This window comes from Roseateles sp. PN1 (genome assembly GCF_038419725.1).
Lineage (GTDB): Bacteria > Pseudomonadota > Gammaproteobacteria > Burkholderiales > Burkholderiaceae_C > Paucibacter_A.
In genome coordinates, this window is record NZ_JBCARA010000010.1 from 229,296 (window position 1) to 239,498 (window position 10,203).

At 60.9% G+C, this 10,203-nt stretch carries 12 protein-coding genes; 7 read left to right on the plus strand and 5 right to left on the minus strand.

The genetic code is table 11. The annotated features are described in order from the left end of the window. Positions 1 to 7 precede the first annotated feature (7 nt). The 6 genes from cydB to AABB87_RS16585 all read left to right on the plus strand — a co-directional run bounded on the left by cydB (position 8) and on the right by AABB87_RS16585 (position 4,203). The gene (cydB, locus tag AABB87_RS16560) at positions 8 to 1,150 is read left to right on the plus strand and encodes a cytochrome d ubiquinol oxidase subunit II (protein WP_341972340.1); all 1,143 of its coding nucleotides are present in this window, start codon (positions 8 to 10) and stop codon (positions 1,148 to 1,150) included. A 74-nt stretch (positions 1,151 to 1,224) separates the two neighbouring features. Beyond that, a complete protein-coding gene (petA, locus tag AABB87_RS16565) occupies positions 1,225 to 1,839 on the plus strand; it encodes a ubiquinol-cytochrome c reductase iron-sulfur subunit (protein ID WP_341972342.1) in 615 nt (204 codons plus the stop codon). 15 nt (positions 1,840 to 1,854) lie between these two features. Continuing rightward, positions 1,855 to 1,980 (plus strand): cytochrome bd-I oxidase subunit CydX, encoded by a 126-nt coding sequence (cydX, locus tag AABB87_RS16570; protein ID WP_082679994.1) that lies wholly within the window; start codon positions 1,855 to 1,857, stop codon positions 1,978 to 1,980. Continuing rightward, positions 1,977 to 2,264: a cyd operon YbgE family protein gene (locus tag AABB87_RS16575; RefSeq protein ID WP_341972347.1), complete on the plus strand. Its 288-nt coding sequence runs from the start codon at positions 1,977 to 1,979 to the stop codon at positions 2,262 to 2,264. The genes cydX and AABB87_RS16575 overlap by 4 nt, the downstream gene beginning before the upstream one ends. Positions 2,265 to 2,273: 9 nt before the next feature. Further along, positions 2,274 to 2,906 carry a hypothetical protein gene (locus AABB87_RS16580; protein ID WP_341972349.1) on the plus strand — a complete coding sequence of 211 codons (633 nt, stop codon included), beginning with the start codon at positions 2,274 to 2,276 and terminating at the stop codon, positions 2,904 to 2,906. 10 nt (positions 2,907 to 2,916) lie between these two features. Continuing rightward, positions 2,917 to 4,203 (plus strand): NAD(P)/FAD-dependent oxidoreductase, encoded by a 1,287-nt coding sequence (locus AABB87_RS16585; protein ID WP_341972352.1) that lies wholly within the window; start codon positions 2,917 to 2,919, stop codon positions 4,201 to 4,203. A gap of 19 nt (positions 4,204 to 4,222) precedes the next feature. Here the strand turns inward: AABB87_RS16585 and AABB87_RS16590 are convergent, their stop codons facing one another. The 3 genes from AABB87_RS16590 to AABB87_RS16600 form a co-directional block, all read right to left on the minus strand. Further along, the gene (locus AABB87_RS16590; protein ID WP_341972354.1) at positions 4,223 to 5,791 is read right to left on the minus strand and encodes a methyl-accepting chemotaxis protein; all 1,569 of its coding nucleotides are present in this window, start codon (positions 5,789 to 5,791) and stop codon (positions 4,223 to 4,225) included. 10 nt (positions 5,792 to 5,801) lie between these two features. After that, complete coding sequence (locus AABB87_RS16595) at positions 5,802 to 6,002, minus strand: YgaP family membrane protein (RefSeq protein WP_341972356.1); 201 nt, start codon at positions 6,000 to 6,002, stop codon at positions 5,802 to 5,804. A gap of 606 nt (positions 6,003 to 6,608) precedes the next feature. Next, positions 6,609 to 6,764 carry a DUF3149 domain-containing protein gene (locus AABB87_RS16600; RefSeq protein ID WP_341972361.1) on the minus strand — a complete coding sequence of 52 codons (156 nt, stop codon included), beginning with the start codon at positions 6,762 to 6,764 and terminating at the stop codon, positions 6,609 to 6,611. A gap of 215 nt (positions 6,765 to 6,979) precedes the next feature. Between AABB87_RS16600 and AABB87_RS16605 the strand changes: the two genes are divergently transcribed. Next, positions 6,980 to 7,333, plus strand: coding sequence for a hypothetical protein (locus tag AABB87_RS16605; RefSeq protein ID WP_341972363.1), 354 nt, complete (start codon positions 6,980 to 6,982; stop codon positions 7,331 to 7,333). Here the strand turns inward: AABB87_RS16605 and AABB87_RS16610 are convergent. Together AABB87_RS16610 and AABB87_RS16615 are read right to left on the minus strand one after the other, a co-directional pair. Next, positions 7,315 to 9,231, minus strand: a complete 1,917-nt coding sequence (locus AABB87_RS16610; protein WP_341972365.1) for a ricin-type beta-trefoil lectin domain protein — start codon at positions 9,229 to 9,231, stop codon at positions 7,315 to 7,317. The two genes, AABB87_RS16605 and AABB87_RS16610, sit on opposite strands and share 19 nt — an antisense overlap. A 34-nt stretch (positions 9,232 to 9,265) precedes the next feature. Beyond that, positions 9,266 to 10,090: a DsbA family protein gene (locus AABB87_RS16615; RefSeq protein ID WP_341972367.1), complete on the minus strand. Its 825-nt coding sequence runs from the start codon at positions 10,088 to 10,090 to the stop codon at positions 9,266 to 9,268. Positions 10,091 to 10,203 lie beyond the last annotated feature (113 nt).

Below are 10,203 nucleotides of genomic sequence, written 5' to 3' on the forward strand. Positions count from 1 at the left end.
GAGCGTCATGATGGATTACCCCACTCTCAAGCTGATTTGGTGGCTCTTAGTCGGCGTGCTGCTGATCGGCTTTGCCGTGATGGACGGGCACGATATGGGCGTTGGCACGTTGCTGCCCTTCGTCGGACGCGGCGATGAGGAGCGCCGTGTCGTCATCAACACCGTTGGACCGCATTGGGACGGCAACCAGGTCTGGTTCATCACCGGCGGCGGCGCCATCTTTGCCGCCTGGCCGTTGGTCTATGCGACGGCTTTCAGCGGCTTCTATTGGGCCATGCTACTGGTGCTGTGGGCCCTATTCTTCCGACCGGTCGGTTTTGACTATCGCAGCAAGATCCAAAACAGCACTTGGCGCAAAACCTGGGACTGGGGCTTGTTTGTCGGAGGCAGCGTGCCACCGCTGATCTTCGGCGTGGCCTTCGGTAACTTGCTGCAAGGCGTGCCATTTGAGTTCGACGACTATCTGGTGTCGACCTATAGCGGAAGCTTCTGGCAATTGCTCAATCCCTTTGCGCTGCTGGCCGGCGTGGTTTCGAGTGCAATGATCACCATGCACGGCGGCATCTATCTGGCCCATCGAACCGAAGGCGAGATTCAGGCCCGCGCCAAGCGCGCCGCCAGCGGCGCGGCCTTGTTCATGGTCTTGGCATTCTTGGCGGCTGGTTTGTGGCTGCGCTTTGGTGGCATCGAGGGCTACGTGATCACCTCGGTGATTGATCCCTCTGCTTTGCCCGATCCCTTGGCCAAGACCGTGGTGCGGAGCGCCGAGGCCTGGTGGGGCAACTACCGGCTTTGGCCTGCGCTGTGGACATTGCCGGCCTTGGGTCTTGCTGGCCCGTTGCTGGCCACCGCGCTGCTGCATGCTGGGCGGACCCTGTCTGCCTTTGTGGTCTCGTCCCTGGCTTTAGCCGGCGTGATCGGCACTGCCGGAGCCGCCATGTTCCCCTTCCTCATGCCCTCATCCAGCATGCCTGCGGCGAGCCTGACCGTCTGGGACAGCGTATCCAGCCACCTCACACTGAGCATCATGTTCTGGGCCACGCTGATCTTCATGCCCTTGATCGTGCTCTACACCAGTTGGGCCTACCGTGTGATGCGCGGCAAGGTGACGGTGGCTCACATTCGAGCCAATAGCCACAGCGCATATTGAACTTTTTGTTTCGGAGGCTTGTACGGCGCAATCTGCGCTGCAAGCCTTGAAGAAAGCCCCACCAGGAGTCCCGCATGAATACTCACAAGCTCTCCACCACGATGCCGGCCGAACTTGCCGACGATAGCGAGCGGCGCCTTTGGTTGCTCGCCACCGGCGCAGCTGGGGGTGTGGCCGTCGTTGCCACCGCCCTGCCCTTTGTGGCCAGCTTCGCGCCCAGCGAACGCGCTAAAGCGCAAGGTGCTGCGGTTGAGGTAGACATCGACGACTTGGCGCCAGGGTCGATGAAGACCGTTGAATGGCGCGGCAAACCGGTCTGGCTGGTGCGACGCACGCCGGCCATGCTGGCCAGCTTGGCGAACCTGAAGACTCAACTGGCTGATCCGGATTCGCGGCGAGACGACTTGCCCGAGCCCTTGCGCAACGCCGGCCGCTCACTTCACCCCGAGGTCTTCGTGGCCATCGGCATTTGCACGCACCTGGGCTGCTCGCCGACGGCTGTGGCTGCCGGCTCGGGCAACCCCAATGTTGATGCGGACTGGCCTGGGGGCTTCTTTTGCCCCTGTCATGGTTCTACTTTTGATCTAGCTGGCCGGGTGTTCAAGAACAAACCCGCGCCAAGCAATCTCGAAATTCCGCCGCACCGCTTTTTGAGCGCAACGCGGCTTGTCATCGGCGATAGCGCCTGAGAAAGGAACTGCACCATGTGGTATTTCGCCTGGATGCTCGGCGTCGGCTTCGCTGTACTGCTGGCCGTGATGAACGCAATGTGGGGAGAGTTGGCCGAGGAACGGAGGCAAGCCGACGACGTCCAAACGCCGACACCATGAGCAAGACACAAAGCCAAGGCCAGGGCAAAGCTGCCGTTCACGGCCCGAGTCTGCTCGCCGCACTTGCCATCATGTTGGGCGGCACGCTCTATCCGCCGCTGCTGAGCACGACCAGTGGACGAGCCGACCACACCTTGGTTTTGTTAGCTTGCTGGGCCATGAGTGCGGGCTTCGTTCGCGGCGTGGGCTTCATGCCCCGCCTGCCCGTTCTGCGCATGATCCTCTCAGGCTGGGCCTGTTTGCTCGCGTTAGCGCTGTTCGTGCTGCTTCGCGGGGCTCTTTAGGAACTCGAGATGTACTTCCGCCTTCTGCAAGATGAACGCTCGGCTTGCGCCAGCTATCTGCTGGCGGACCTGGAAGCTGGCGAAGCCATGCTGGTCGATCCCCGCAGCGCGGACTTGGCCTTGCTGCAAGCCATGATGGCTGAACAGCGCCTGCGGCTGCGCTGGCTATTGCGTACCCACAATCACGACAGCCAAATTCCGACGCCCGAACTTGAGCAACTGCAAATGCTGGGTGCGCCCATCATCCAGGGTCTTGCACACGATAGTCGCTTGCTGCCCTTCGGCGGTGAAAGCATTGAGGTGCTGGCGCCCCCTGGACATACGCAGGACTGCTTGAGCTTCCGTTGGCGCGACCGGGTGTTCTGTGGGGGGCTGTTGGCGATGGATGCCTGCCCCTATCAACGAGAACCCGTCGACCCACAGGCACTCTGGGAGAGCGTGATGCGGCGCTTGTTCCGCCTTGCCGATGAAACTCTGCTTTTCAGTGCACATGCCCATCAAGGGCAACTGCTGACCCTCTTGTACCAGCAGCGCCGCTGGCACCCCTGGTTCGCGCGAACCAGCCGTGACGAGTTCCTGACACGGCAAGCTAGCCGTGCAGAACACCGCGTTCCCATCCACACGCAAACAAACCAAGACTAGGAGACAAGCCATGGCCCATATCGTGATCATCGGCGCCGGCCTTGGCGGCATGCCGGCCGCCTACGAAATTCGTGAGTTGCTCGGCAAGGAGCATCAAATCACGGTCCTGAATTCGACCGAGACCTTTCAATTCACTCCGTCCAACCCATGGGTGGCGGTGGGTTGGCGCAAGGCCGCAGACACAACCTTGCCGATCCGCCCCTATCTTGAGCGCAAAGGCATTGCCTTCATTGCGCAAGCGGTTGCATCCATCGATGCCGAGCACAGCCGCCTAGCCCTGGCCGATGGTCAGATCGTCAGTTACGACTACCTTGTCATCACCACCGGCCCCAAACTCAGTTTTGACGAGGTGCCTGGTGCCGGCCCCCATGGCGGCCATACGCATTCGGTCTGCAGCGTGCCGCACGCCGAGAAGTTCTGGGCTGAGTACCAGGAGTTTTTGAAGCAACCCGGGCCCTTCGTCATTGGCGCTATGCCGGGCGCTAGCTGCTTCGGCCCGGCCTACGAATTTGCCTTCATCATCGATTCCGACCTCCGCAAGCGCAAATTGCGCCACAAAGTGCCAATGACCTTCGTGACCAGCGAACCCTATATCGGCCATATGGGCCTGGGCGGCGTGGGCGACAGCAAGAGCATGCTGGAAAGTGAATTGCGCGGTCACGACATTAAGTGGATTTGCAACGCCAAGACCACTCAGGTCGAGGCCGGCATGCTACATACGACCGAGCTTGACGATATGGGACAGATCAAGCGAGAACACCAGGTCGGCTTCAAGCTCGCCATGATGCTGCCGGCCTTCAAAGGTGTAGAGGCCGTCGCGGCCGTCGCCAATTTATGCAACCCGCGCGGCTTTGTCCTCATCGACGAGTTCCAGCGCAGCAAGGCCTACAGCAACATCTTTTCAGCAGGCGTATGCGTGGCGATTCCCCCGGTCGAGGTGACCCCCGTGCCCACCGGCGCGCCAAAGACGGGCTATATGATCGAAAGCATGGTGAGTGCCATTGCCCACAATATTGCCGATGAATTGGCAGGCAAGCCCGCCACGGCCAAGGGCACTTGGAACGCGATCTGCTTGGCCGATATGGGCGATACCGGCGCTGCCTTTGTCGCCCTACCTCAGATCCCGCCGCGCAATGTCAATTGGTTCAAGAAAGGCAAATGGGTTCATCTGGCCAAGATTGCCTTCGAGCAGTACTTCATCCGCAAGATGAAGTCAGGTAACTCCGAGCCCATCTACGAGCGCTATGTGCTCAAGGCTTTGGGTATCACTCGATTGCTTGACCGAAGCGAACCCTGAACCAAGCATTTGAGCATCCTCAGGGCAGCTTAAAGCCGGCCACGGCAGCCACTAGTTGATCGGCCTGATCCCGCAGGCTGGATGCAGCTGCGGCACTTTGCTCCACCAGCGCAGCGTTCTGCTGAGTGGCTTGATCCATCTGAGTGATGGCACCGCCAACCAAGGCCACGCCTTCGCTCTGCTCCTTGCTCGCCACACTGATCTCACCCACGATATCGCTGACCCGCTGGATGGAGGCGACCACCTCTTGCATGGTGCTGCCGGCCCTATCCACCAACTGCGTGCCCTGCTCCACATGCTCGACACTGGCATTGATCAAACTCTTGATCTCGCGGGCAGCCTCTGCACTGCGTTGCGCCAAGCTGCGCACCTCAGAGGCCACCACCGCAAAACCCCGCCCTTGCTCGCCGGCGCGCGCCGCTTCTACCGCGGCATTGAGCGCCAGGATGTTGGTCTGAAAGGCAATCGAATCAATCACGCCGATGATGTCAGAGATCTTTCGGCTGCTGTCGTTGATGCCTTTCATGGTCTCCACGACTTGCCCGACCACCGCACCACCGCGCTCCGCAACCGTGCTGGCGCCTTTGGCCAGTTGATCGGCTTGCACGGCGTTGTCAGCGTTCTGACGCACGGTATGGCTTAACTCGTCGGTGGTGCTGGACGTTTGCTGCAAATTGCTGGCGGTTTGCTCGGTGCGCGAGGACAGATCCATATTGCCGGCAGCCACTTCGGTCGCGGCAACTTGCACCCCTTCTGCCGCCCGACGAACGTCGCTAATCAGGCTCAGCAGTCGCTTGCGCATGGCGTGCATCTGACCCAGCAGGTGGCCGATCTCGTCGCCTCCATCGGCTTGGGTGTCTAGCGTCAAATCACCTGCAGCAATCGCCGTTGAGACGGCATCGGCCTTGGCAAATCCGCCACGAATACGGGTCAGCAAGCTGATGAACATCCAGGTCAAGGGTATGCCCACCAAGACCGCCAAGCCGATGAATACATAGAGAAGCGACTGGGCCCGTTCAGCACTGGCCTGCACCACCAGACCGGCCTGCTTGTCCTGCAAATCTGCAAGGCGCCGCAATGCGACGTAATAGGCCTCACCCTCATTGCGGCCTGCCGCTAGAAAATCGGCCATCACCTGATTGCCGAAGTCGCCTCGCTCAACCGCCTCAATAGTTTGGGCCGCCTTCGCCTTCCAGGCCTCACGCGCGGCGTCCGCCTGTTGGCGCAACTGAGTATCTTCCTTGGCCGAGGGAATGGCTAAGTAGGCTTTCCAAGCCGCATCCGCTTCAGCACGCCTCTTCTTGGCGTTATCCACATGGAGGCTGACCGGATGCTCATGAATGCTGGCCAGGGCGCTGCCCGGCGCATGCTGGAAGGCCAGCAGTAGCTCAGTGCGATTGCGCTGATTCAGCTGCATCACTTCCTCGATCAGGATCGCGGGCTTGAAGTTCTCGGTGTGCACGGCTTGCATATTCTTGGCACCTGCGAACAAGGCCCAAATCGCCAAAATAGCCAGCAGCAAGAAGGTGGCCCAGTACATCGCCATGATGGCGACGAAGCGCTGCGAGATGCGGAACTGATTAAACATGCGCTATTCCTCAGGCTTTGTGCGTTCGCGTGGAGCAGGTGTTCCAGCCAATGATCGCATACGGTGGGCACCAGCCCAACAAACCGGTGACCAAAGGGACGATACCCAAATAGGCCCACCAGCCAGCGAAGCCGGTAAGAGCCAAGCCAAGCAATAACAGGCCGGCCACGATACGCACGATGCGGTCGACACCGCCAACATTAGCCTTCATACAGATTCCCCACTTTGAAAGGTAAGCAATGGACTAAAAAGCATTGCTACGAATCGTCTGTATATTGCCCCCCAATGCGCTGCGGCAGCTTGATTGATATCAAGCCTGTATGTCAGTTTCAGCAATGGAATGACATCGCGCTCGAACAATTCGCCGGGGATCAACTCGGAAGGCCGGCCTTCCCGCGTGACGGTCGAGTCGCTGGGTGCGCTGCGCCGCGCACCCAGCGCCCTGGCAAGGCAGCGGCTATTCGGCGTGACCGGAGCACGTCACAAGCGCAGCGACCTGCGCAGGGACAGCGACCGCATTTCGCTCACTCACGCCCCTCAGCAACAGCAATGAAGTGCCGGCGCTGGCGCGGCGCAGCTTCTCGACATGGATCAAGGGAACGCGTCAAACTGATCGCAGAGACCTTGCGGGAACCTGCGCCAAGCATCCTCAAATCGAACCTGGCGAACTTGGTCCCGAGAATCCACCTTGGACCGCAAGCGACACGGATGCCCTTTGCATGCAGGGCCCCGTGTCGCGCACATTAGGCTGGATTCGACGCCAACCCAGTCGAGCAAACTCAGCGCTCTGGAGTTCAACTCATGACCTTGAGAGACTTCACCGTCTGGCAGCCGCGGCGGCCCGATCACCGTCCTCTTTGATGTGTTTCAAGAAGTAGCGGATGAAGAACACCCCCATACCCAACATGAATGCAATACCGCCAATGCTCATCAGTCCGACATCAGTCGTGAACAATTCTTTCATTGCAGACATCATTCTCTCCTTATATTTGAATCGACTGAATTGGGCGCGCTTTGCGATGTGCCTTGGTTGAGCCATATCAACAAGCGACATAGTCGCCCGGAGCGGGCAGAGGGAAGTGCCATGCTCTATTGCGCGAAGCACTTAGCTGTTGAACTCGGGCGAGACGCCGTCGCTACCGAATTGCCAGTCACTCTTTGCCAAATGGTTTCGATCCACTCCCGTCAGTGTTGATGGGCGAAGTCCATAGCCCGGCACGCGTGGGCACACAGATGGGCAGACCTCCCCGCAAGCCCAAGCCCGCCTGCATCCAGGGCCAACTGCCCGGTTCGGGCGGTGCCGTCACGAACAAACTGCCGTCTACGGCCAGCCTTGAAAAATCCAACTTGCTCTTGTCGTTGCAGGCCGCTGCCCCGCACGTCATGCGTGTGATCCCGTTGTCAAACAGCAAGACGCGCGTCGCCCTGCTTAAGGGTGTCGGCGGCGTGGTGCTTGGTGCTGTGCGCGAACGGCGCTCAAGTTCCAGGCTCCTTGCACCGGTCGCCGCCGGGTCACCCCAACATCAGGGCATCGGCGTGTGATCCTTGCAGGGCGGCTTGGCAAAGGCGTCCATGACCCCAGTGATACCGGTCGGGTCAATCGAGGTGATGATGAGCGTGTCGAGATCAAGCAGCAGGTCGGCAATGTAGAACATCATCTGCCGTGCCGCCCATTCCCGCGCGATGTGCCTGTAGTCGGCTTCACCTTTCTTGTATTTGGCGGCGATCTGGGCTTCGATGTCGGTGCTCGAAATTGAAGCCAAATTGTTCTCCGCCAGGTTCATGAAGTTGTTGATGTTTTCAGACAAGGTGAGCAAGGCCTGCGCCAGATCGTAAGCAGTCGAGGCCGCTTGGTAAGCGTTCTTGGCGGTCATCACCGAAGATTTGGCCACTCCCATGGTGCCCACCGTGGCAAAGCTGCCGATCATCATGGCCGAGCTGACCACCATATTGGTGATGGTGTTGGCACATTGGTTGGCGTTGCTGGCGCAGGCCGCTGCGCCGCAATCGACGATGCCCGCAGCGCAGCGCTGATTGCAACTGGTGACATTGCACTGGTAGCCGTCGCGCGGCTTGACGTAGCACAGGCCGGCCTGCAGCACGCGATTGGAGTTGCAGGACTTCAGCAGGCTGCCGACACCGTTCTGATAGGAGGCCTTGTTGAGCCAGCAGGTGGCAATGCGGTCGCTGGTGTAGCCGTCCTTGCAATCGTTCATCTTCCAGGCCCAGCAAGTGCCTAGCGCGTCACGTGCCGTGCAACGGTTGCCGGGCTGGTAGGACAGGGCCTGGTTGCTCCAGCACACCGAGCCGACCGGGTGGTAGCCGCTGCGGCAGTTGCTGTAGCACAAAGCGCCGTCTTGGTACTGGCCGTCACCGCAAGCGGGCAAGATGCCAACGCCACGGTCGTAGGCAGCGGTCTTGTAGCAGAACGGGGTGCTGCTGATCGAGGTTTCGCTCTGAATCCAGTTGACGATCGTAGTGACCTGACCGGCGCTCAACTTCTGGCCCGGCACATAGGTGGTGGGCTTGTCGGGCACGCCCTGCGGCCAGGTGTTTGCCACGATGCTGCTGGTGCTCCAGTACTGGGACATATTGCCGGCATCGCAGGTCTGAAGGTCGACGCCGGACCCTTTTTGACTCAGGCACAGGCCACTGGCTGACTTAATGCTCGAGTTGCTGCCACGCGTCCACTTTTGATTGGCTGCGGGCGGCACACCCGTCTCGCCGCAGTTGCCTAAGCCGACCGGCGTGCCAGCACCTCCCAATTCCGTCAGGCAATAGCCGTTCAACACGATAGAGCCCTGGTTGGTGAAGCGAAAGTACTCGCTCTTTGCCGTGCCCGCACATGCCGACACTGTCAACTTGCTGGCAGACAGCGGGGATGTGAAATCAGTCTGCTGCAAACAGCTTCGCGTGCTGCTCTTGACTTGCGTCTTGCTGGGGTCGGCCACGTCGACAGGCAGGGGGTTGGCCAAGGTCCACTTCTGGTTGGCTGCAGTGGCCGAACACAGCGCGAGTTCGGCGCTCAACACGCCCGGATTCCCGCTGCTGGGGCCCGGTTTCACATAGCCCACCAACTGCCATGACAAGCACATGGCCGACATCGCCCGGGATTGGCTGAGTTGCAGTTGATTGCCGCCGGGGCGGCTCCAGTAAGTGCTGGCGTTGCCGGTGGACAGCGCGGTGCTGAAGCTGACCGTCTTGCTCGCAAACAGATTGCCCTGCAAATAGCGCTTGCCGTCGCTGCCGGGCAGATAGACCGTGCCGTCAGCACCGAAGACGAAGCGCTGCTCGGGCTTGCCGCATGGGCTGAGAACGCCGCTGCTGTCCAGGCATTGGCCATTGCTGGCAACGACGTTGTAGGAGGTATCCGCGGCGTGCGCCGACGCGAAGGCGCCGGTCGCCAGCAGCGTGATCAAGAAGCGAGAAAACCAATTCATGGTGATGACTCCGATGAGTGCAATAGGGTGACGATCAAGTGGGCCGCGCCACGCGGCGGCTATCAGCCCCCGGCTTGCTTCCCGCCTTGGCTGACTTGGCCGACTGAGCTCGCCGCGCCGCGTCGATCGCTGCGGCGAGTTGCTCGGTGCCGACGGCCCCACGGAACATCACATCGCCGACGACAATGGCCGGCGTGCCCTGGATACCCAGCCGCTCAGACAGCACGCGCACCTCACCGAGTTGGCGGTTCACTGCCACCACGTCCACCGGTTTGAGGCCGAACTGGCGGCTGATGGCCTGCAGGCTGGCTGCGTCAATCGAATCAGCGCTCAGCAAGGCCTTGTGCACCTGCTGGGCCGTGGCACCCTGGCCTGCCGACAAGGCCAGCTGCGCCGCCGCAATCGACTCAGGCCCGAGGATGGGCAGGTGCTTGACCAGCACGCGCAGCTGACTATCGCGCTGGATCAAGGCCTCGATGCTGGGGGCCAGCTTCTTGCAGAAGCCGCAGTGGTAATCGATGAACTCCACCAGCGTCACATCGCCGGCCGGGTTGCCCAAGACCGTGGCGTCAGATGCGTCGGCAATGGCTTTGGCAGAAGCGGCGAGCGCCTTGCTTTCCTGCTGGGCATGGCCAGCCAGCTCGCGGCGCTGCAACTCGTCCAGCGCTTCGCGCACCAGCTCGGGCCGGCTCTTGAGCAGCTTGATGACGACTTGTTCGATGGTTTGAGTTGACGGGGCTGACTTGGCTGGCGCGCCGGTCTGCGCGATGGCCGCGCCGCCCGGCAGCGCCAGGCAAAGTACCACCAGCAAGGGCGCGCTCAGCCTGCGCGCGGCAGGGATTGTTGAAAGTGAAGGCATGGCAGCTCCTGGCTGGCAAGGGTTGTCTGGGATGGGTGGGCCGGCTGCCGGCCCTGGACGTCAACTGAGCATCAGCTCAGCTTGCGGCGGCGCCAAGCCAGCATGACCAGCCC